Origin of the sequence: Sphingomonas sp. KRR8, assembly GCF_023559245.1 — a bacterium.
In the GTDB taxonomy this organism is placed as follows: Bacteria; Pseudomonadota; Alphaproteobacteria; order Sphingomonadales; family Sphingomonadaceae; genus Sphingomicrobium.
In genome coordinates this window covers 11263-32834 of the sequence record NZ_CP097462.1, presented here as the reverse complement: position 1 = coordinate 32834, position 21572 = coordinate 11263, and the positions used below count along the sequence as shown (strand labels likewise).

Below are 21572 nucleotides of genomic sequence, written 5' to 3'. Positions count from 1 at the left end.
AAAGATTCCCGGCGCGAGTCGCGTGCGGCGTCCGCCATCGCGCGACAAACAAGGGGAATGAACATGCGTCTCGGTCTTTGTGCGTCCGCGCTGGGGCTCGCGCTCGCGGCCACGCCGGCGACCGCGTCGGTCTATGTGGTCGGGATCAGCGGGTCGATGACCGGGACTACCGTTACGACGCTTTGCTCCCCCGGGCCTGGCTGCCTTCCGGCGGACGCGCAGCGCAACGATGCGTTCAGCGGCGACTTCAGCAGGATGCTCGGCGCCATCAACCTCGCCAGTGGCGATAACCCCTTCAGCTTTGGGTCGATCTACTCGGGTGGCCTGTTCAGCGGGATCATCAACAACGATGGTGGCGTGCTGAGCGGTCGCGACCTGACCTTCAGTCTGCAGACCTGCGCACCCGGCACTCCGTCGGTCGGCTGCCAGGTCACCAACGGCTCCGCCCGGCTGTTCGCCGTGAGCGGCGGAGTGCCGGAGCCGGCGAGCTGGGCGCTCTTCCTGCTGGGCTTTGGCGCGGTCGGCACCGCCGTGCGCCGCCGCCGTCCCGCCTCGGTATGGGTCTCCTTCGCCAGGTAATAATATATCTTTTCAAGCCGCACTGTGACGGTAAACTCCCGCTTCGTCTAACGGGAGGTAAAGGCATGATGTTGCGTGGCGTGCTGCTTGGCGGAGCGGCAATCATGGGGGCGAACGGCGCGGAAGCGCAGCCCCTTCCCAGCCTTCATGGACCTTCGGTGACGGCACTGGTGCGCGGGGTCAATCGTGCCGATGCGGTGCGCCCGCTGGAGATCCGGCGACTGACCCTGACCGCCAGCGTGCGCGGCGCCGTGGCCACGGCCGAGTTCGAACTCGAGGTGCACGGAGTTACCGACGAACGAGTCGAAGGGCGGGTCGGGATCGCCCTGCCCGCCGGAGCGGTAATCACTGGCTATGCACTCGATGTGGATGGCCGGATGATCGATGGCTCCCTAGTCGAAGCGGCCAAGGCGCAGGCGGCCTATGAGCAGAATGTCCGCCAGCAGGTCGATCCGGGACTGGGGACGGTTGATGTTGCCGGCGGGTTCAACACGCGCATCTTCCCCATCGACCGAATGACGGGGCGGCGGATGAAGGTGCGTTTCACCGCCCCGGTGGGGGAGCTGTGGCGATTGCCGCTGCAGGGGACGTTGGCGACGGAGGGCTGGCAGGTCAGCGTCTATGGCGCCGATCCGCGCGCGCTTCGGCTGGGCTCGCGGGAGCTGCGCGAGAGCAACGGCGCGTGGGTGCTGGCGGGGCGCGGCGCGCTGCCTGGCGACCTCACCATCGCCGCCACGCCGCAGCCTGATGCGCTCGCCAGCCTGCACGGGACGGGCGAGCAGGTCTGGCAATTGTCGGGCGTGCTGCCAGCGGCCGCGGCGCGGACCGGTGGGAGCCTGCGGATCTACTGGGACCGGTCTCGCAGCCGGCGCGACCAGGACCATGGAGCCGAGCTGGCGCGGGTCAAAGACGCGATCGCCGCCCTGAAGCCGGCCAACATCGAATTCGTTAGCTTCGCCAGCAATTCGCCGGAGCGGTCCGTGGTGACGAGCGCCGCCGCGCTGGAGGCAAAAGTGGCCGCGGTGCGCTATCGCGGGGCGACCAGCTATCGCCTGCTGGCGCGCGACAGCGCGGCCGACACCTGTCTGCTGGTCAGCGACGGGCAGGTGACAATGGACCAGGAGATTGCCGTACCGCCGCCGTGCCGGCTGTTCGTGGTGGCGCCATCGAGTGGGGCGAGCCGACCGCGATTGGCCGCACTGGCGCAAGCCGGCGGCGGACAGCTGGTCGAGGCCGGCGGCGGGTCGGTCAACTGGAATGCGCCAGCCGTCGAGCGCGTGACCGACGCAGGCGGGCGGCCCCTACCGTTCACCGTGCTGCCGGGCGCTGCCGGACGCTGGACGCTGCTGGCGCAGGCGCCGGCAAGCGGAGCGGCGCGGGTAACCGCGGGCGGAATGACGGTGGAGCGCATGGCGACGTCGCCGCCGGTGCGATTCGATGGCGCGGCCTCGCTACTGGCGGCGGCGCGGCTGCCGCTGATGGAGGGGACCGCCAGCCGCGAGCAGTATGTGGCGATGAGCCGGCGCTATGCGATCGCGTCCCCAAGCTTGTCCTTTGTGGTTCTGGAGACCCCCGAGGATTATGTCCGCAATCGGGTGCAGCCGCCGGCCAATTACCCTCAGGCCGCCAAGGTGGCCGAGCTGCAGGATGCGGCCGACGCCAATCGCAAGGCCGAGGAAGGCAACCGGCTGGCGCAGGTGATTAAGCTGTGGGCCGATCAGCTTGCCTGGTATGATAAGAAGTTCGACTTGAGCTGGCGGTCGGTGGTGGCGGCCCCGCACAAGTCGGGGGCAGTGCCCCCGCCCGTAATCGCGCCAGCGCCGCCGATGATGGCCCCCGGCACCCCGCCACCGCCACCGCCGCCGCCGCCGCCTGCGCCCGAGCGGGAGGACGACAATATCGTTGTCACCGCCCAACGGCTCTCCGGAGCAGCGCGTGCGCCAGCGGCGGAGAGGGACGCCGACCGACCTGATGACGTGCGGGTGTCGGTGGATGCGTGGAGCCCCGATCGCGATTATCTCAAGGCGTTCGACGCCGCTCCGGGTGACTTCGACACGCTTTACGAAACATGGGAGCGCAAGGCGGGCGGCGTGCCGGCCTTCTACCTCGACACCGCCGACTGGTTGGTTCGGCATGATCGGGCAACCGAGGCACCCGACGTTCTGCTGTCCGCGCTCGACCTGCCCACCTCGAACGAGGTGACGCTGGGCATGGTGGCGGCCCGGCTGGAGCGATATGGCGCACTGGACGCGGCAATTGCCTTGCGTGAGCGGCAGGTGCTGCTCGATTCCGACCATCCCCAGCCCAAGCGGCTGCTGGCGCTGGTGCTGGCGCGCCGGGCGGCGAAGGGCGGTGCCGGGGCGAAGGCCGACCTGACACGGGCAATCACCTTGCTGCGCGAGGTGGCGCTGAAACCGCTTGATCAGCGCTGGGACGGAATCGACCTCGTCAGCCTGGTGGAGCTGAACGCGCTGCTGCCGAAGCTGCGTGCGCTGGGCGGGGATGTGGCAATCGATCCCCGGCTGGTGCGCAACCTGGTTAGCGACGTCCGGGTGGTGATCGACTGGTCGAACGACGCCACCGACATCGACCTGTGGGTCGACGAGCCGTCGGGCGAGCGGGTAATCTATTCGAACCCGCGCAGCCACGTCGGCGGGCACCTGTCGAACGACATGACGCAGGGTTACGGACCGGAGGAGTATTTCATCCGACAGGCCGCGCCGGGCGCTTACGTCGCGCGCGCCAACGTGTTCGCGCCCGACCGCCTCGATCCCAATGGCGCGGCGCGAGTGACGGCGCACCTCTACCGCGACTGGGGCCGGCCGAACCAGCGCGAGCAGGTGATCGATTTCGACGTCAGCCGCGGCAAGGACGGGCAGCTGATGATTGGCACGATGAAGGTGGATGTGCCACGCGGGGAGTGAGTGGGCGGCGATCCTCACCCGTGTTCGGCGAGCCTGACCACCTTGGTCCGTGCGGTGGCGCCGCGGACGAGTTGCAGCGAGGAGGCAGGCACGCCGAGTGCCTTGGCCAACAGGCGAAGGACGGCGTCGTTTGCCTTGCCTCCTTCCGGGGTGGCGGTGGTGCGGATGAGGAACGTGTCCGCACTGCCGTTGGCGGTGAGGATAACCTCGTTGGTCGAGGCATTGGGCATGACCCGAACCTCGATCAGCCCGCGCCCGTCGACCAGCTTCAGCAGCGCGGCGGGGTCCGGCGTGGTTCGCCGAGGCCGCGCCATCAGCGCTTGCGGACGAACTCGGCGCGGAGGACGAGACCCTTGATCCCGTCGAACTTGCAGTCGATCTCCTGTGCGTCGCCGGTCAGCCTGATCGACTTGATCAGTGTTCCCCGCTTGAGCGTCTGGCCCGCGCCCTTGACGTCGAGGTCCTTGATCAGAGTCACCTGATCGCCGTCGGAAAGGAGGTTGCCGACGGAATCGCGGACCTCGACCTGGGCGCTGGTGCTGCGCCGCTGCGCAAGCTCCGGCGCGGAGAGCCACTCGCCGCTTTCTTCGTCATAGACATAATCATCGTCGGACATGGGGGCCGCATAGGCCGGAACGCCGCTGCTTTCCACCTGCGGCACCGAGGGGCGCGCCCGCCCGTTATGCCTGATGATGGACCGCCTGTTCACCCGCATTGCGACCGCGATCAGCACCGCCGCCGGGCAGCCACAGGCGTTCGTGGTCGCGTTGCTGGTGATTCTGGGCTGGGCGGCCAGCGGGCCCCTGTTCGACTATTCCGATACTTGGCAGCTGATCCTCAATACGGGATCGAGCATCATCACGCTGCTGATGGTGTTCCTGATCCAGAACAGCCAAAACCGGGACGCGGCGGCGATGCAGGCCAAGCTCGATGAGCTGCTGCGCTCGATCCACGAAGCCCGGGCCGAGTTCATCGGGATCGAGCATCTGACCGACGAGGAGATCAAGACCATCCGCTCGGCACTGGAACGCGAGGTCGGCGCCGATGAAGGTAAGTCCGGGACTGCGGACGACAGCGTGGAGCAGCTGATCGGACGGCTGAAATAAGGGCTGCGGCCTGAAGCTATTCCTTGCGGAGAACCGCGCCGACCGCGGCGATGCGCTCGACCTGCGCGTCGACATAGGCCGGCTGGTCGAGTTCCTCGCCGAAGATGTCCGGGTCGAGTTCGTCATAACGCAGGGTGCAGCCGGCCTCGTCGACCGCGTCGCTGAGCGCGGTCAGCAGGCGGTCTTCGCCGGCGACGATGGGGCTGCCGGTATAGAGCAGCATGGCGCCGCCGTCGGCCAGCCGGGCCATCGCGGCCTTTGCCCACTCGACCGAAAGACCCGTGCCGAGATCACCGCCGCCATCGCGATAGGTGCGCGAGCCCGCGTCGGCCATAAAGGGCGGGTTGGCGACGATGAGGTCGGGGGTTCCGTCGACGGCCGCGAGGTCGCCACGGGTGAGTTCGACCTCCACGCCGGCGGCTGCGGCGTTGGCGGCGGCGAGTTCCAAGGCCTTGGGATTGATGTCGGTGAGGGTGACTCGGGCGGGCTCGGCCAGGCCGGCCACGAGAATCCCCCCTGCCCCGCCGCCAGCGCCGAGGTCGACGACATGGGCAACGTCCGGAAGGTCCGCGAGTTCGGCCGCCAGGAATCGGGCGAAGCGGTGGGTGTCGGGGCCGAAGAAGACGCTGTCTTCCTGTGTCGTGGGGAAAGAGGAATGGAGGAACAGGCGGCCGTCGAGTTCGGCGACACGGTAGCGGCTGCGGAAGAGGTCGCCGTCCTGCGCCATCCCGCCGGCGTCCTTGAGCGCATCGAGCACGGGACCCTGCAGCAGGTCGCGCGCGAACGGCAGGTTCCAGCCGAAGATGTCGCGCAGGTCGGCCGCGCGCGCGTCCCTGCCCCGGTGGGTCAGGATACGCTGGTGGGTGCGCGGAGTGACGCAGGTGAACTGGTAGCCGTCGGCATCGAGCTCGCGCAGCAGCGCGATGAGGGAATCATGCATGGCCGCGCCCTAGCGGGTGGCGCGGCTCAGGACCACAGCGCGGACCGATAGCGTTCGAAGCAGCGGCGGCCGCATTCGAGCCGCATCAGCGCGCCTTCAGCCATGGCGGTGGCGCGGCGAGCGCCCTGCTCAGGGTCGAAGACGAGCGGCAGGATCGCTTCCTTGTTCCATTCCTCGCTGTGCTTGATGTCGAGCGTGGCGTGGAGGTCGAAGTAGCGGCGGGTCTTCGCGTCGAGGCCGAGGCGGCGCATCGCGCGACCGGTGGCTGCCGAGCGGGCGGGCGCGGTCAGCTCGATGACGCCGAGCGCGCCGACGCTGTGCCAGGTCCAGTTACGGCTGGAGGCCATGGCGGTCATCGCATTGGCGAGGGCCAGGCTTTCCCACACGGTGGTCTCGATCGAGGGCTCAAGGCCCAGCTCTCCGACCACGAAGTGGAGCATCGGGCCGTGCATGCCCTTGGGATTGCCGCGGCCCATCTCGTCCCAATAGTTGCGGGCGAGCTCGAGCTTGGCGCGGTCGGGGACCCGAACCTGGGTCATGGCCACGAGGTCGTCGAAGCCAGCTTCACCCGCAGCTTCCTGCGTCAGATAATATTTGAGATCGTCGAGCGTGGCTTCGTGCTCGAGCCAGTCGAACAGCGGATCGTGTTGACCGGGGCCCGTGCGCTCCAGCTCTTCGAACCAGGCCACGAAGCCGGTCGGGTCGGTGGGAGCGGCGGCGGCGGCGTCACGGACCTCGGCGCGGAGGTCCTGGAGGAAGGCAAGTTCGAGCCGCTGCATCGGCAGGTCACGGTCCATCGCTTTGGGAGCGTCGTCGGGGAAACCGGGCTCAAGCCGCGTGCGATTCCAGCGGGCCAGTGCCTGCTGGAAGCTGTCGGTGTGGAATTGCGATCGTGATGAATTCAGTGGGGATTTGAAACGGGTAGCCATGGGAAGAGAGCGCTTCAGCCCCCGGCAGGTTCCCAGTTCTTTCCCGGACTTTAGCCCTGGTTGAGCGCTGCAGCGGCCTTCGCGAGCCTGCCGATGCGGGAGAGGTCCGTCTCCTTCGCGGGAACGATCCAGCTCCCGCCGACGCAGCTGACGGCCGGATGGGCGAGCCAGTTGGGCGCGTTGTCGACGGTGATGCCGCCGGTGGGGCAAAAGCGGACCTCGCCGAACGGGCCCGCAAGCGCCTTCAGGGCAGGCAGGCCGCCGCTCGTTTCGGCCGGGAAGAATTTAAAGCGCGAAAGGCCGTGGTCGAGGCCGCGCATGATGTCGGCGGCGGTAGCGACCCCGGGGAGGTAAGCGATGCCGCTGGCGATGGCGGCGCGGGTCAGGCCGTCGGTGAGGCCCGGCGCGACGATGAACTGGCTTCCGGCCTCGATGGCCTGATCGAGCTGGGCGGGGTTGAGGACGGTGCCCGCGCCGACGATCGCGCCGGAGACCTTGGACATGGCGCGGATGCAGTCGAGTGCCTGAGGGGTACGCAGCGTCACCTCGAGGACCGGCAGGCCGGCAGCGACCAGCGTCTCGGCCAGCGCTGCGGGATCGATGCTGCCGTCCAGCACCAGCACCGGGATCACCGGGGCAGCGGTCATCACCTCGTCGATGGTCATCCGTGGTCCCTGGCGAAGGCCGCGGCGGCGCCGAACAGGCCCGGCTGCGGATAGGTGATGAGCTTGACCGGCATGTCGTCCATCCGTCGCTCGAACCGCCCTTTGGCGATGAAGCGGTCACGGAAGCCCGAGCGCGGCAGATGGTTGGCGAGGCGGAGGCCGAGGCCGCCGCCGATGGCGACTGCCGAGGCGCCCTGCGCAAGCGCGAGGTCCCCCGCGACTGCGCCCAGCGCGAGGCAGAAGCGGTCGAGTGCGGCGGCGGCGAGGCTGTCGCTTCCGGCGAGCGCCGCAGTCCACAACTCCTTTTCATCGTGAAAGGCGGCCGGGCGGTTCTCCACGGTGGCGAGCGCTTCGTAGATGTTCATCAGGCCGCGGCCGGAGATCAGCCGCTCGACCGAGACTCGGCGGAAGCTGCGGCGGAGTTCGACCAGGATCCTGTCCTCGAGTCCGTCGAGCGGTGCGAAGTCGACATGGCCGCCTTCGGTTTCGAGCACGTCGTAATGGTCGTGCCGGCGGAGCAGGCCGGCGACGCCGAGCCCAGTGCCGGGGCCGAGGATGGTGATGACGCCGTCGGTCGGCAGTTCGCGCTCGGGGCCGCACAGGTGGGTAAAGGCGCTGCCGTCGAGTGCGGCGACGGCGTGGGCCACGGCGCCGAAATCGTTGACGATGGTGTAGCGGGTGGCGCCCAGCTTCTCGCCGATCAGCGCGGGCCGGATCACCCACGGATTGTTGGTGAGCTTGAGCAGCTCGCCGCCGACCGGGCCAGCAAAGGAGATGGCGAGCTCATGCGGCATGGGGCGGTCGATGCGGCGGCCGAATTCCTCCCACGCGGTCTGGAAGCTGGCATGCTCGGCGGTCTTGAGGGTGACCGGCTCGGACAGGGTCGTCACCCTTCCCTCGTCGATGGTCGCGAGCGCGAAGCGAGCGTGGGTGCCGCCAATATCGGTGGTGACGATCTGGCGGGTCATGCGGCCTCAAAGGCGGATTGCGGGGTGACGGCCTGCTGCATCTCGGCTTCCATCAGCGCGAGCATCGCGGAAGCCCCCCGCTCAGCATCGTCGCAGTCGCGGCGCATCAGCGCGAACAACTCACGGCCGGTGCCCTGCGGCGGTGGCGGCGAGGCGGCGGGATCGCGGGTGGAGAGGTCGATGCCGATCGCCTCCAGCGTGCCGTCATCGCCGGAAAGGCGAACCATGTCACCGTCGCGGAGGCGCGAGAGCGGGCCACCCCCAAGTGCTTCGGGCGAAACGTGGATGGCGGCGGGGACCTTGCCGCTTGCACCCGACATGCGCCCGTCGGTGACGAGCGCGACGCGGTGGCCGCGGTCCTGGAGCACACCCAGCGTGGGGGTGAGCTTGTGAAGTTCCGGCATGCCGTTGGCGCGGGGACCCTGGAAGCGAACGACGACCACCACGTCGCGATCGAGTTCGCCGTTGGAGAAGGCCGTCAGCACTTCGCCCTGATCGGAGAAGATGCGCGCGGGTGCTTCGATGGTCCAGCGATCGGGATCGACGGCGCTGGTCTTGAAGGTGGCGCGCCCGAGGTTGCCTTGCACCAGGCGCATACCGCCGTCGGGCAGGAAGGGCTGCGCGACCGTGCGGAGCATGGTGTCGTTGCAGCTTTCGCCAGCGTCGCGCCAGACGAGATTGTCGCCTTCGAGGTCGGGGTTGCCGTGCCACGCGGAGAAGTCGTCGGCGCCGGCGGTGACGAGGTCGGCGTGGAGCAGGCCCGCTTGCGTCAGCTCCCGCGCGACGAAAGCGGTGCCGCCGGCATAATGGAAGTCGTTCACGTCACCCGAGCCGTTGGGATAGACGCGCGCGATCAGCGGCACGGCGGCGGACAGCTCGTCGAAGTCCTGCCAGTCAATGCGGATACCGGCGGCGCGGGCGATGGCCGGCAGGTGGATGGCGTGGTTGGTCGAGCCGCCGGTGGCGAGCAGGCCGACCATCGCGTTAACGATGCTGCGTTCGTCGACGCACTCGCTGAGCGGCCGCTGCTTGTTGGCGGCCAATTGCGCGAGGCGGTGAACGGCGGCGCGGGTCAGTGCCTGCCGGAGGGAGGTGTTCGGCTGCACGAAGGCGCTGTTGGGGACGTGGAGGCCCATCAGCTCCATCATCATCTGGTTCGAGTTGGCGGTGCCGTAGAAGGTGCAGGTACCGGGCGAATGGTAGCTTGCGCTTTCGGACGCGAGCAGCTCGTCACGGCCGACCTTTCCTTCCGCGAAGAGCTGGCGGACGCGCTGCTTTTCCTTGTTCGGCAGGCCCGACGGCATCGGGCCGCCTGGCACCAGCAGCACCGGCAGGTGACCGAAGCGGAGCGCGCCGATCAGCAGGCCCGGCACGATCTTGTCGCAGATGCCGAGCAGGGCGGCACCTTCGAACATCCCGTGACTCAAGGCGACGGCGGTCGAAAGGGCGATGGTGTCGCGGCTGAACAGCGACAGGTCCATGCCGTCCTGCCCTTGGGTGACGCCGTCGCACATGGCGGGCACGCCGCCCGCAACCTGGGCGGTAGCTCCCACCTCGCGGGCGTAAATCTTCATCTGCTCGGGGAAGCGCGCATAGGGCTGATGCGCGGAGAGCATGTCGTTGTAAGCGGTGACGATGCCGATGTTGGGGCCCGCACGGGTGCGGATCCGGTCCTTGTCCCCTTCCGCGGCGGCGAAGCCATGGGCGAAGTTGCCGCAGCTTAAGCGCCCGCGGTTTATTCCCGCCTCCGCCTGCCGCGCCATCAGATCGAGATAGGCGCGGCGGGTCGGCCGGGAGCGCTCGATGATCCGGTCGGTGACGGCGGCGATGCGGGCATCGAGAGTCATTCGGAGAGCCAGTGGATGTCGATCGGCTGCTCGGCCTCGGCCAACACGCGGCCGATGGGGAGCTTGCTGCTGTGCCCGTCGGCGATCGCCTGTTCGAGCAGCGCTTTCTTCTTCTCGCCGGTGATGGTGATGAGGATGGCGCGGGCCGAGAGGATGGCGGCGCGGGTCAGGGTGACGCGGGCGACCGGTGCATCGGCTGGCATCGGATCGGGCATGACTCCGACCATTCGGCGGGCCTTGGGGGCGTTCAGGGCGTCCTCAAGGTCAGGACCGGCGAAAATGGAGGCGGTGTGGCCGTCCTCGCCCATGCCGAGCCAGACGAGGTCGGGCGGCCAGCGCAGGTCCTGGAGTTTGGCATCCGCCGAATTGCCGGCCAGCTTGTGGTCGGCGATCATCGAGGCGACCGGGAAGACCCGCGCACCCGTGCTGATGAAGCTTTGCGCGATCAGGCGGATGTTGCTGCGCTCGTCACTCATCTCGACCAGCCGATCGTCGGTCGGGATGATGGTGGTGTTCTTCCACGGCAGCTTGGCCTTGGCGAGCTTGGCGAAAACGGGCTTGGGTGTGTTTCCGCCGGGAAGTGCGATCAGGCAGTCGCCACGCGCGTCCACCGCCCTTTCGACGATGAAGCCGACATCCCCCGCGACCGCGTCGGCGAACTCGCCCGCGTCGTCATATTCCCACCATTCGGCTTCAATCATTCCAGCTCACTCCATCGCGTTCGGCCAGTGCAATCGCGGCGGAGGGCCCCCAGTTTCCGCTGCCGTAGCTACGGGGCTTGAGCCCGGCCGCGGTCCAGGCCGCGCGCACGCCGTCGATCCACTGCCATTGTGCCTCGACCTCGTCGCGGCGCACGAACAAAGTGGGGTCGCCTTCGATCAAATCCAGCAGCAATCGTTCATAGGCGATCCGGCGGCGGGTGTCGGCGAAGGCATCGGCCAGGCGGATGTCGAGCGGAACCTCGCGCAGGCGGATGCCGCCGCGGTCGAGGCCGGGCATCTTGGCCATCAGCTCGAGCGAGATATTCTCTTCGGGCTGGATTGAGATGACGAGCCGGTTCGGGACGGTGCGCGCGCCCTTCGCGGCGAACATCGAGTGCGGCACGTCCTTGAAGGTGATGACGATCTCGGTGCTTCGCTCCGGCATGCGCTTGCCGGTGCGCAGGTAGAAGGGAACGCCGGCCCAGCGCCAGTTGTCCACCTTCGCCTTCAGGGCGACAAACGTCTCGGTGTCGGACGGTCGGCCAAGTTCGTCGAGATAGGCGGGTACCGGCTTACCCCCGACGGCGCCCGCGCCATATTGGCCGGTGACGACCTGGGTGGCGACGTCGGCGGCGGTGATCGGACGCAGCGAGCGCAGCGCCTTCACTTTCTCGTCGCGGATGGCGGTGGCGTCGAAGCTGGCTGGCGGCTCCATCGCGACGAGCGCGAGCAGCTGGAGCATGTGGTTCTGGACCATGTCCCTGAGCGCGCCGGCGCCGTCGTAATAATCCGAGCGACCCTCAAGTCCGACCGTCTCGGCGACGGTGATCTGGACGTGGGCGATGTACTGGCTGTTCCACAGAGGCTCGAACAGGACGTTGGCGAAGCGCAGGGCGAGCAGGTTCTGGACCGTTTCCTTGCCGAGATAATGGTCGATCCGGAAGGTCTGCTCTTCGGGGAAGGCCTTGCCGACCGCGTCGTTGATCGTGCGGCTGGAAGCGAGGTCCGTGCCGAGCGGCTTTTCCAGCGCCATCCGGACGTTGGGGCCGGCGAGGCCCGCGGCCTCAAGATTGTCGATGGTCGGCTTGAACAACGAGGGAGCGGTCGAGAGGAAGATGGCGATGCCGGCCTGCCGGTTCGGGATGGCGGCGGCGAGGCGCTGGTAACCGGCGGCGTCCGTGGCATCCAGCTGGACGTAGCTGAGCCGCGCAACGAAGCGGGTGAGGACGGCGTCGTCGACATACTGAGCGCCGACATGTTCGGAAACGGCCTCGGCCGCATGCTGGCGGAAGGTTTCGTCCGTGCGTTCGGAGCGAGCGGTGCCGATGATCTTGAGATCGTCGGGGAGAAGCCCGTCGAGGTCGAGGCCGTAAAGCGACGGCAGCAGCATGCGCGCGGCAAGGTCGCCGGTGGCACCGAACAGGATCAGGGTCGAGACGGGCGAACGGTCGATCATGCGGCGAGCGCGGCCTTTGGGAGCCTGGCGAGCGCCTCGGCATGAGACGGGAAGTTGAGGGCGCAGCCGCCAACGAAGCGGTCAATGTTGGTCATGTCGATGGGCCTGACATCGCCGCCGGGCGGGCGCAAGCGCTCCGCGTCAGGATAATTGCCGTAGCCGCCAAGCAGACAATGCCAGCTCAAGGGCGGATAGATGTCGGCGACGCCCTGTTCGTGGATCTCTTGGACCAGATCGGCGCCGGTGAACCAGGCGGTAATGATACCCTTGAGGCTATCAGACAGGCGGTCGTGGCTGGTCGCCTCGCGCCAATAGTCGGTGTCCCGGCGCTGTGCCGTTCGATAATGGCAAACGATATAATCGCGGATCCCTTCGAAGCGGCGGGCAATGGCGGAGTTGAAGCCGTCGCGATCCTGCGTGTCCCACGTGGCGACAAAGCCTTCGACCGTGGCGAGGACGATGTGGAGCGCGGTGGCTTCGAGCGGCTCGAGAAAGCCCTGGGAGAGGCCGACGGCGAGGCAGTTGCGAACCCAGCTGCGGGCCGTGCGGCCGCAGCGCATGGACAGGTGGCGGACCTCGACGTCGGGGGCGAGCCCGCAATGCTCGCGCAATTCGGCGGCGGCGGCATCGGGATTGATGAAGCGAGAGGAATAGACGTAGCCGTTGCCCGCCCGGTTGGTCAGTGGAATGTGCCAGATCCACCCGGCGCTCTTGGCGGTGGAGGTGGTCTGGGCCTTGGCTCCGCCAGCCGGGAGCGGCGTCGGCGTGACCACCGCGCGGTCGTTGAACAGATTGTCGGCGAAGCTGACGTGCGGCTCTTTCAGCGCGCCTTCGGTGATCGTCGCGCGGAAGCCGCTGGCGTCGAGGAACAGATCGGCTTCGAAGCGCCGCCCATCGTCGGCGAGGAGGGCGGCCACGTCGCCCACTTCGGTCAGTTCGACTTGCGCGATAGTGGCCGAGGCGTGGGTGACGCCGCGCGCAACGGCGATGTCGCGCAGAGTGGCGCCAACCAGGTGGGCGTCGAAGTGGTAGCCGTACCCGACCCTGAACGGGAAGTTGGCCGGAGCGAGCGGCGCTCGACCTTCGGCGGCGATGCGGCTGGCAAGGAAGAAGGCGTCGGGATGGCCCGGCGTGTCACGGCCGCTGCGCCGGGCATGCGCCGAGTAGAAGAATTTGGGCTCAGTGAAGCGGTCCACCTCCGTCGGGAAGGGGTGGAAATAATGGTCGAAGCCGGGCTTGTCCGACCAGCCGCGGAACTCGATGCCCGCCTTGTAGGTGGCGTTGCAACGGGGCATCCATTCGGCCTCGGGCACGCCGATCTTGTCGAAGAAGGCCTTGAGCTGCGGGGTCGAGCCTTCGCCGACGCCGATGATGCCGATGGCGGGACTTTCGATCAGGGTGATCGCCGTCCCCTCCCCGCCCCACTCGTGCTGAAGCAGGTTGGCGGCCATCCAGCCGGCGGTGCCGCCGCCGAGGATGACGATCCGGCGCGGCGCCGGGCGGCGGCTCACTTCTTCCAGTCCGCCAGCAGCCAGCCCCACATCTCCGGCAGGCGCGCGGCCCAGGCGTTCTCTTCATGCGCGGCGCCCTGGAAGACGCGGCTGCGGAACTCGGCGTCGGTCCAGCCGAGCTGCCTGAGGTCGGCGTCAACCGCGGTCTGGTAGGGCGCGTAGTTGGAATCGAGGGTCTCGGTGCCGTGGTCCATCCACAGCTTGCGGCCGCGCGGCGCCCCCATGCGGGTGGTGAGCCAGGCCGCCCAGTCGCGCTTGACGATGTCAGCAAGCTCGGGCCGGGCCTTGATCGTGTCGGGATCGACCAGCGGAATGTGGGTGGAGACCGCGGCGGCCTTGCCGAACACGTCGGGACGCTCACCGAGCAGGTAGATGCTGATGAGGCCGCCCATGCTGCTGCCGGTGGTGGCCGTGTATTTGGCTTGCGGGCGGGTGCGGTAGGTGCGGTCGATCAGCGGCTTCAATTCATCGGCGAGGAAGGCGACATAGCCGTCGCCCTGGAGCGGGCCGACCTTGGCTGCGATGCCCCTGGCGAAGACCGGATCGGCGACCTTGTCGGGGAAATAGCGCTGGTAGCGCCGGGGTCCCGGATGATCGATGCCGACGATGATGAAGGGCGCGACCTTGTGCGCAGCAATCAGGCCGAGCGCGGCCTTGTCGGCGGCCCAGACCTTGTTGAAGTTGGACCGCTTGGGGAAGAACAGGTTCTGCGCGTCGTGCATGTAGACGACGGGGTAGCGGCGGGCTTTGTCGCGGTCGTAGCCGGGCGGAAGCCAGGTCACGGTGTGGATAGGGCCGAACGCTCTGGAGGGTACGTCCGTCTCGACGAAGCGGCCGGTGTCGGGCGCGGCGAGCGCTGGGACGGCGAGGAGCAGCGCCCACAGGGTCAGGAGGAGCCGACGGATCATCGGCCGAGCCTCACGAAGCGGATCGCGAAGCCGCCGCCCGGAGCGATACGGATCGGCATGGTGTCGGCGGCGGTGACGGTGCGGCGTTCGATGACGATTTCCCTTGGATTGGTGCGGAAGTCGGCGGCATCGCCGTCGCGATAGATCTCGGCGCGATACTTCTTGCCCGCCTCGAGGAAGGAGAGCGGAAGGGTGAGGCGACGCTCCGTCTCGTCGGTGATGCCGCCCATGAACCAAGTCGGCTGGCCCCGCTCTTTCCGCGCGAAGACGGCATATTCGCCGACCTTGCCATCGATCATGCGGGTGTCGTCCCAGTCGACCGCCACGTCCTTGATGAACTGGAAGGGGCCGGGGTTGGCCTGGTAATTCTCTGGCAGGTCGGCGGCCATCTGAACGGGCGAGGCGATCACCACATAATAAGCCAGCTGGCGGGCGAGCGTGGATGGAATGGCGGTGTCGCCCTTGCCCTTGAGGCTGAGGATGCCTGGCGTGAAATCGAACGGCCCGCCGAGCATGCGGGTGAAGATCATCGCCGTGTCGTAGCTGGGCGGGTTCTTGGGCACCCCCCAGGCGTTATATTCCATCCCGCGCTGGCCTTCGCGACTGACCCAATTGGGGTAGGTCCGGCGAAGGCCCGTGTCCTTGATCGGCTCATGCGCGTCGATGGCGATGTGGCGCTTGGCGGCTTCGGTGACGACCAGCAGGTGATGGCGGCTCATGATCTGGCCTTCGTGCCATTCGAAGCTGATCCGCCCATCGGGCAGCCGCGCCTGAACGCCGCCGGCGTCCGCGACATAGCCGGTCTTCACCGTATCCTCGCCATAACGCTTGGCGAAGTCGAGGGCGGCGGGAAGCTGCGCCTCGTAATTGGCGATGTTGGCACTGGTTTCGTGATGGCCGATGAGGTGAACGCCCTTGGCGAGACCGTAGCGGCTGACCTCTGCAATATCGAAGTCGGCGGTCGGCTCGGCGAAGCGGAAGTCGCCGCCGGTGGCGAACCAGTCGCCATCCCAGCCCTCGTTCCAGCCTTCGACCAGCAGGCCGGTGAAGCCGTTGGCCGCGGCAACGTCGATCATCTTCTTGGCGTAGGCCGTGGTTGCGCCATGCTTGGGGCCGGTAGCCCAGGTCTGGTGATCAACATGCATCCCCCACCAGATGCCCATGTACTTGCGGGGTTTGACCCAGCTGACGTCGCCCAGCTTATTGGGCTCGTTCAGGTTCAGGAATTCGGCATTGGCGGCGTAGAGCGAGGGCGCGTCGGCGGTGATCAGGATTACCCGCCACGGAGTCTCGAACGGCGTGTCGCGGACCACGGCGGGGCCGCTCGACGAGGGGGTGAGCATCGCCTTGAGCTGCCGGCCCTGAACCCGGCCAATGTTCATTCCCGCATAGTCGATCAGCGCCGCTTCGTGGATGGCGAGGTGAAGGCCGCTCTTCGTCACCATGGTGAAGGGCGTCTGCGCCTGACCGATGCCGTCGATGGGCGTGTGGTTGTAGAGCTGTTCCTCGCGGTTGCTTTCAAACGCCGGGGACCACCAGGCATCGCCCGGTTCGGCGATGTGGAACTGGGTCAGCTCTTCGGTGATACGCGCGGTCTTGAGATTGGGCTGGCTCGGCAGCTCATAGCGGAAGGCAACCGCGTCGTTGAACAGGCGAACACGGACGCGGAGGAGGCGGCGGAGCTTGTCCTTCTCCTGGAAGGTGGCGGCCAGTTCGTTGTGATGGTCGCGGACGGTGCGCCATTCGCCCCACGGCTGCTGCCAGCTCTCGTCCTTGCTGCCCTTTTCGGCGGAGACGAAGGTGAAGTTGCGCAGCATCTGCGGCGCGTCAGCGACGAGGAAACCGAGGTGACTTTCGGTGATCACCGGCTGGTCGCCGCGGGTGACCTGGTATCCGATCCGGCCTTCGCCGTTGAGCACCAGCTGGAGCTTGATGCGGCCGTCGGGCGAGCTTGCCTCGGCAACGGAGGCGTTCACGACGTGATCCTGCGCAACTTGCGCGGCAGCGGGAACGGCGAACAGGAGCGCAACCAGCGCCAGCCAAGACTTCATCGGATTTCCTCGATCAGGGCGGCGTATGGGCCGAGCGCGTCGGCCAGCACCGGGCCGGTTTCGATCATCGCGCCATCGTGGCGGCGGAGCGGGACCTCGTCCGGCGACAGGTTGAAGGTGCAGCGGAGACGCTGGCCGTCGTGGACCCGCTCGAAACACAAGGTTCGATCGTCGGCGGTGATGGGCACGAACTCACCCCAGCGCAGCGCGGGCGAACCGTTGCGGAGCGCGAGAACACTGCGGGTGAAGGCGAGCATGCTGGCGGGATCGCCGTTCTGCCGGTCAACCGCAAGCCCGGCATGGTCGGGACCGAGCGGAAGCCAGGGCTCGCCAGTCGAGAAGCCATTCGCGTCATTCGCTTCGGCCCGCCACGGCATGGGCGTGCGCGCGCCGTCCCGGCTGAGTGTCTGCGGCCAGTTGGCGATCGCTTCGGGATCGCGCAGCCGCTCAAACGGGACGTCGACCTGGGTCAGGCCAAGCTCCTCCCCCTGGTAGAGGATGATGGTGCCGCGCAGGGAGGCGAGCAGCAGCATCTTCAGCCGCGTGAACTGGTCGCGGTGGTCGGGTGCGACCCAGCGCGACACGGCGCGAGGCGCGTCGTGGTTCTCGAAGGCCCAGCTGGGCCAGCCCGTGTCGGGCGCGGCCGGCCAGGCGGCGGCCGTGGCGGCGACGAGGCCGGGAGTGAGCGCGGGGGCGTAGAGGAAGTCGAACCCGTAGGCACTGTGCAGCCGGTCATCGCCGACGGTATATTCGTGCATCTCCGCCGCGGCGCGCTCGCCGCCAACCTCCGCCAGGGCGAAGCGGTCGCCATAGCTGTCGATCAGGTCGCGCAGCCGCTCGATGAAGCCGATCAGCGCCGGGTGCGACTGGTTGTGGATGTGCTGCTGGAAATCGAACGGACGAGTGCGCTTGGCCGGATTGGGAACCGGCGGATTATCGGTGAGCGCCGGGTCGTGCATCGCGAAGTTGATCGCGTCGAAGCGGAAGCCGTCGACGCCGCGGTCGAGCCAGAAGCGGGTGACGTCCAGCAACGCCTGCTGAACCTCCGGCAGGTGGCAATTGAGCTGCGGCTGCTCCTTGAGGAAGCTGTGGTGATAATATTGCTCGCGACGAGCATCCCAGGTCCACGATGGTCCGCCGAACACCGACTGCCAGTTGTTGGGGGGCGAGCCATCGGCCTTGGCATCGGCCCAGACGTACCAGTCGGCCTTGGGATTGGTGCGGCTGGAGCGGCTTTCCCGGAACCAGGGATGCTCGTCGCTGCTGTGCGAATAGACCTGGTCGATGATGACCTTCAGGCCCAGCTGGTGCGCCCGGGCAAGCAGTGCGTCGAAGTCGGCGAGACTTCCGAACAGCGGATCGACGGCGCGGTAATCGGCGACGTCATAGCCATAGTCCTTCATCGGCGAGGTGAAGAAGGGCGAAATCCAGATGCAGTCGACGCCGAGGCTGGCGACATGGTCGAGGTGGGCGGTGATGCCCTTCAAGTCCCCTACCCCGTCGCCGTTCGTATCGGCGAAGCTGCGCGGGTAGATCTGATAGATGGACGCGCCCTTCCACCAAGGCTCGGCAGCCTTTGTCGCCACCTTGGGCGCGGCGAGGTCAGCGGTTCGCATGGCAGATCGCAAAGCCGAGCGCCGGCAGGGTGATGCGCGCGCTGCCCGGCGCCTGGACGGCAGCGGGGCACTCGCCGGCGAGCTTAGTGAAGCCGCGCGTGGCGGTATCAAGCGCGACATTCCGGGTGATCGGCTGGTTCGCAGTGTTGACGAGGACGAGCACCTCGTCGTTGCCCGCCACGCGCGAGAAAGCGAGCAGGCCGGGCTTGTCCTCGGTCGCGCGAACGACGGTGACGCCCCGGCGCAGCGCCGGCTCCGAGGTGCGGATGGCGCTGAGCTGCGCGATCAGGCGATAGAGCGGGTGATCCGGCAGGAAGTTCTCCTGTGCGGTGCTGCGGTTCGAGCCGAGCAGCTTGTCCTCATTGTAGGTCGCGACCTTGGAGGCGAACAGCGGCTGGCGTGAGTCCTGGTCGCCGCCCTTGCCGACAAAGCCCTGTTCATCGCCGTAGTAGATGGTCGGAACGCCGCGGGCGGTGAGCATCAGGACGTGGCCCAGCATCACGCGCTTGAGCAGCTCGGCGTCGCTTGCCTGCGGCAGGGCGCGCTTGATGAACATGGCGAAGCGGCCGGCATCGTGATTGCCGATGAAGGTCGGCAATTGCTGCGCGCTGACGGGGCCGCCGTCGTAGAGGATGTCTTCCGCGAAGAAGTCGCGCCAGGCCTCGGTCCCGGCGGCTCCGGAGAGGGTCTTCACCGCTGTCACCCCGAATGCGAAATCGAGCACGGCGGGGAGCTTGTCGTCGCGGGTGTAGCGGGCGAGGCGCCCGGGCTCGCCACGGTCGTCGGCCACTTCGCCGAAGATGTGAAAGTTGGGAATGCCACGGGCCTTCGCGCGGGCAATCATGGCCGGCACGAACTGCCGCCAGAACTCCGGATTCACATGGCGGGCGGTGTCGATGCGGAACCCGTCGATGTCATAGCGGTCGATCCACGCGCCATAGATGTCGATGAACCCGGCGACCACGCGCGGGTGCTCGGTCATCAGGTCGTCGAGCCCGACGAAATCGCCAAGCCGCGAGGACTCGCCGGTGAAGGTCGAATTGCCGCGATTGTGATAGTAGATGGGGTCGTTCAGCCAGGCCGGAACCTTGACGTTCTTCTCGGCGGCGGGGACTTCGACCGTGTAGGCGTAGTTGGGGTCGGTCAGGCGCGCAAAATTGGCGGCGCTGCCGTCCTCTGTGCCAGCGAAACCGGAATTGATGGCGGCACCGGAAGGTCCGCCGCGGCGCTGGTATGGAAAGTCAGCGACGCTTCGGTACGGGCATTCCTGCTTGCCCTGGCATTCCTTGAACTGGATCACGTCCGCCGTGTGGTTGGCGATGATGTCCATGTAGACCTTCATGCCCCGTGCGTGAGCGGCGGCGACCAGCTCGGCGAAGTCCTGATTGGTACCGAGGTGCGGGTCGACCCGGGTGAAGTCAGTGATCCAGTAACCGTGATAGCCCGCGCTCTCCTGGCCGGGACCGCCCTGCACTGGCTTGTTCTGGAAGATCGGGCCGACCCAGATGGCGGTGACGCCCATGCCCTTTATGTAGTCGAGCCGCCGGATCAATCCCTTGAGGTCCCCGCCTTCGTAAAAGCCCTTGGCGGACGGGTCGAAGCCGGTGTGCAGGCGGTCGCCCTTGAGCCCGCCACGGTCGTTCCGCGGATCGGCGTTGTCGAACCGGTCGGGCAGCAGGAAATAGATGATCTCATCCTGCGGCAGCCGCGCGCGATAGTCGGCGGCGGCGGGCGCGGCAGGCTGTGCCGCCTGGACACCCGTGGCGAGGAGAGCGGCGGCGGCGGCAAGAAGCGCGCGAAGGATCAAGAGGTCGTCTCCGATGTGGTGCCGAGCATCGCCTTGATGAAAGCGCCGTGCGGCGGAAGGGCTTGCGCCTTGACCCGAGCCGACTTGGCGATGCTGCCGAGAAAGGGGCCGATATCCTCGCCGGGCACGTTATCGGCGAGCGGGGACCAGCCCGACGGTTCGATGCCCTGCCCCAGCATCACCTGGCCCCAACTGTCGTCAAGGAAGAGGTCGTCGGCTTCGCGCATGACCAGGCCGGACTGGCGGAACAGCGCGATCTTCTCGGCCAGCGAGTCCGGGATGGCCATCGCTCGGCAGTGATCCCAGAAGGGCTCTCCGTGGCGTCCGTTGGCGACATAATGGAGGACGAGGAAATCGCGGATCTGCTGCCACTCGACGTTGGTCAGGCGGTTGAACATGGCGCGCGGGGTAGCAAGGTCGGAAAAGTCGTTCGGAAGCAGGTTGAGCAGGCGGCCAAGGCCTGACTGGACGAGGTGGATACTGGTGGACTCCAGCGGCTCCATGAAGCCGGCGGAGAGGCCGAGCGCGACACAATTGTGCGCCCATGGCTGGCGGCGGTGCCCGGTCGTGAAGCGGATCGGGCGCGGGTCGCCGAGCGCCTTGCCCTCGAGGTTGGCGAGCAGGAGGTCGGCGGCGTCGTCCTGGCCCATGAAGGCGGAGCAGAAGACGTGGCCGTTTCCGGTACGAGACTGCAGCGGAATGCGCCATTGCCAGCCGGCAGGCCGCGCGATCGACTGGGTGTAGGGACGCAATGTGGCGCCGTTCTCGCACGGCACGGCCAGAGCGCTGTCGCAGGGAAGCCAGTGCGACCAATCGTCGAACTCGACCGCGAGCGACTTGCCGAGCAGCAGGCTGACGAAGCCGGTGCAGTCGATGAACAGGTCGCCCGGGACGGTCCGCTCGTCGCTGATGCGGAGGGCATTGATGTCGCCGGTCTCGCCGTTACGGACGACCTCTTCGATCTTGCCTTCGACACGGGTGACGCCGCGTTCCTCGGCGTAGCGGCGGAGCAGCTTGGCCAGCAGGCTGGCGTCGAAATGGTAGGCGTAGGGGAGCGGTTCGGCCCGGTCGTTAGCCTGCGATAGCGAGAAGCCGCCAGAGCGCGCGGCCTGCACGTTGGCGCTGTAGGCGCCGAAGTCCTCCACTTGGCCAAGCGCCCTGCCGCGCAGCCACAGCTGTCGGAAGGGGATGAGGCCGACGCCGCGTCCGGTGGAGCCGAAGGAATGAATGTAGCTGTGCGCCGGATCGCGCCAGCCGACAAATTCGATCCCAAGCTTGAAGGAGGCGTTGGTTTCGCGAACGAACTCGGCCTGGTCGAGACCGAGGCCGACCAACAGATTGTGGATCTGCGGAATGGTGGCTTCGCCGACCCCGACCGTACCGATGGCGTCGGATTCGACCAGCGTGATCGAGCAGGCGTCACCAAGGAAGCGCGCGAAGGTCGCGGCCGCCATCCAGCCGGCCGTTCCCCCGCCGGCAATCACGATCTCGGCAGGTTTACGCACCGGCAAGTCCTCCAGCGTTCGACGGTCCCGGCCCGAGGATAGGCCGGGACCGTCGCTTA

At 67.5% G+C, this 21572-nt stretch carries 18 protein-coding genes; 3 read left to right on the top strand and 15 right to left on the bottom strand.

Going from position 1 to position 21572, the window contains the following annotated elements:
• The first annotated feature begins 57 nt into the window (after positions 1 to 57).
• Complete coding sequence (locus tag M8312_RS00120; RefSeq protein ID WP_250118380.1) at positions 58 to 579, top strand: PEPxxWA-CTERM sorting domain-containing protein; 522 nt, start codon at positions 58 to 60, stop codon at positions 577 to 579.
• A gap of 65 nt (positions 580 to 644) precedes the next feature.
• Positions 645 to 3503 carry a DUF2135 domain-containing protein gene (locus M8312_RS00115; protein ID WP_250118379.1) on the top strand — a complete coding sequence of 953 codons (2859 nt, stop codon included), beginning with the start codon at positions 645 to 647 and terminating at the stop codon, positions 3501 to 3503.
• Between the two features lie 14 nt (positions 3504 to 3517).
• Here the strand turns inward: M8312_RS00115 and M8312_RS00110 are convergent, their stop codons facing one another.
• Both M8312_RS00110 and M8312_RS00105 read right to left on the bottom strand, forming a co-directional pair.
• Entirely contained in the window at positions 3518 to 3817 is a 300-nt protein-coding gene (locus tag M8312_RS00110) for a DUF167 domain-containing protein (protein ID WP_250118378.1), read from the bottom strand.
• The gene (locus tag M8312_RS00105; protein ID WP_250118377.1) at positions 3817 to 4119 is read right to left on the bottom strand and encodes an alkylphosphonate utilization protein; all 303 of its coding nucleotides are present in this window, start codon (positions 4117 to 4119) and stop codon (positions 3817 to 3819) included. The genes M8312_RS00110 and M8312_RS00105 overlap by 1 nt, the downstream gene beginning before the upstream one ends.
• Positions 4120 to 4195: 76 nt before the next feature.
• On the opposite strand from M8312_RS00105, the gene M8312_RS00100 reads away from it, so the two are divergent.
• A complete protein-coding gene (locus M8312_RS00100) occupies positions 4196 to 4609 on the top strand; it encodes a low affinity iron permease family protein (RefSeq protein ID WP_250119796.1) in 414 nt (137 codons plus the stop codon).
• 16 nt (positions 4610 to 4625) lie between these two features.
• Here the strand turns inward: M8312_RS00100 and M8312_RS00095 are convergent, their stop codons facing one another.
• From M8312_RS00095 to M8312_RS00035, 13 genes are read right to left on the bottom strand one after another with little or no spacing between them, the layout of a single operon-like run.
• The gene (locus M8312_RS00095) at positions 4626 to 5549 is read right to left on the bottom strand and encodes a methyltransferase (protein WP_250118376.1); all 924 of its coding nucleotides are present in this window, start codon (positions 5547 to 5549) and stop codon (positions 4626 to 4628) included.
• A 26-nt stretch (positions 5550 to 5575) separates the two neighbouring features.
• Positions 5576 to 6478 carry an iron-containing redox enzyme family protein gene (locus M8312_RS00090; RefSeq protein ID WP_250118375.1) on the bottom strand — a complete coding sequence of 301 codons (903 nt, stop codon included), beginning with the start codon at positions 6476 to 6478 and terminating at the stop codon, positions 5576 to 5578.
• A gap of 50 nt (positions 6479 to 6528) precedes the next feature.
• Positions 6529 to 7143 (bottom strand): bifunctional 4-hydroxy-2-oxoglutarate aldolase/2-dehydro-3-deoxy-phosphogluconate aldolase, encoded by a 615-nt coding sequence (gene eda, locus M8312_RS00085; RefSeq protein ID WP_250118374.1) that lies wholly within the window; start codon positions 7141 to 7143, stop codon positions 6529 to 6531.
• Positions 7140 to 8111 carry a glucokinase gene (locus M8312_RS00080; RefSeq protein WP_250118373.1) on the bottom strand — a complete coding sequence of 324 codons (972 nt, stop codon included), beginning with the start codon at positions 8109 to 8111 and terminating at the stop codon, positions 7140 to 7142. Before M8312_RS00080 ends, eda begins: the two co-directional genes overlap by 4 nt.
• A complete protein-coding gene (edd, locus tag M8312_RS00075) occupies positions 8108 to 9958 on the bottom strand; it encodes a phosphogluconate dehydratase (RefSeq protein ID WP_250118372.1) in 1851 nt (616 codons plus the stop codon). Before edd ends, M8312_RS00080 begins: the two co-directional genes overlap by 4 nt.
• Positions 9955 to 10659 carry a 6-phosphogluconolactonase gene (pgl, locus tag M8312_RS00070; protein WP_250118371.1) on the bottom strand — a complete coding sequence of 235 codons (705 nt, stop codon included), beginning with the start codon at positions 10657 to 10659 and terminating at the stop codon, positions 9955 to 9957. Before pgl ends, edd begins: the two co-directional genes overlap by 4 nt.
• Positions 10652 to 12115, bottom strand: coding sequence for a glucose-6-phosphate dehydrogenase (gene zwf, locus M8312_RS00065; protein ID WP_250118370.1), 1464 nt, complete (start codon positions 12113 to 12115; stop codon positions 10652 to 10654). The genes pgl and zwf overlap by 8 nt, the downstream gene beginning before the upstream one ends.
• Positions 12112 to 13656: a tryptophan halogenase family protein gene (locus M8312_RS00060; RefSeq protein WP_250118369.1), complete on the bottom strand. Its 1545-nt coding sequence runs from the start codon at positions 13654 to 13656 to the stop codon at positions 12112 to 12114. The genes zwf and M8312_RS00060 overlap by 4 nt, the downstream gene beginning before the upstream one ends.
• Positions 13623 to 14534, bottom strand: a complete 912-nt coding sequence (locus M8312_RS00055) for an alpha/beta hydrolase (RefSeq protein WP_250118367.1) — start codon at positions 14532 to 14534, stop codon at positions 13623 to 13625. The genes M8312_RS00060 and M8312_RS00055 overlap by 34 nt, the downstream gene beginning before the upstream one ends.
• Positions 14531 to 16585 carry a glycoside hydrolase family 97 protein gene (locus tag M8312_RS00050; protein ID WP_250118368.1) on the bottom strand — a complete coding sequence of 685 codons (2055 nt, stop codon included), beginning with the start codon at positions 16583 to 16585 and terminating at the stop codon, positions 14531 to 14533. Before M8312_RS00050 ends, M8312_RS00055 begins: the two co-directional genes overlap by 4 nt.
• Complete coding sequence (locus M8312_RS00045) at positions 16582 to 18201, bottom strand: alpha-glucosidase (RefSeq protein ID WP_250118366.1); 1620 nt, start codon at positions 18199 to 18201, stop codon at positions 16582 to 16584. The genes M8312_RS00050 and M8312_RS00045 overlap by 4 nt, the downstream gene beginning before the upstream one ends.
• Complete coding sequence (locus tag M8312_RS00040; RefSeq protein ID WP_502957463.1) at positions 18188 to 20005, bottom strand: alpha-amylase family glycosyl hydrolase; 1818 nt, start codon at positions 20003 to 20005, stop codon at positions 18188 to 18190. The genes M8312_RS00045 and M8312_RS00040 overlap by 14 nt, the downstream gene beginning before the upstream one ends.
• Positions 20005 to 21513 (bottom strand): tryptophan halogenase family protein, encoded by a 1509-nt coding sequence (locus M8312_RS00035; protein ID WP_250118364.1) that lies wholly within the window; start codon positions 21511 to 21513, stop codon positions 20005 to 20007. Before M8312_RS00035 ends, M8312_RS00040 begins: the two co-directional genes overlap by 1 nt.
• Positions 21514 to 21572 lie beyond the last annotated feature (59 nt).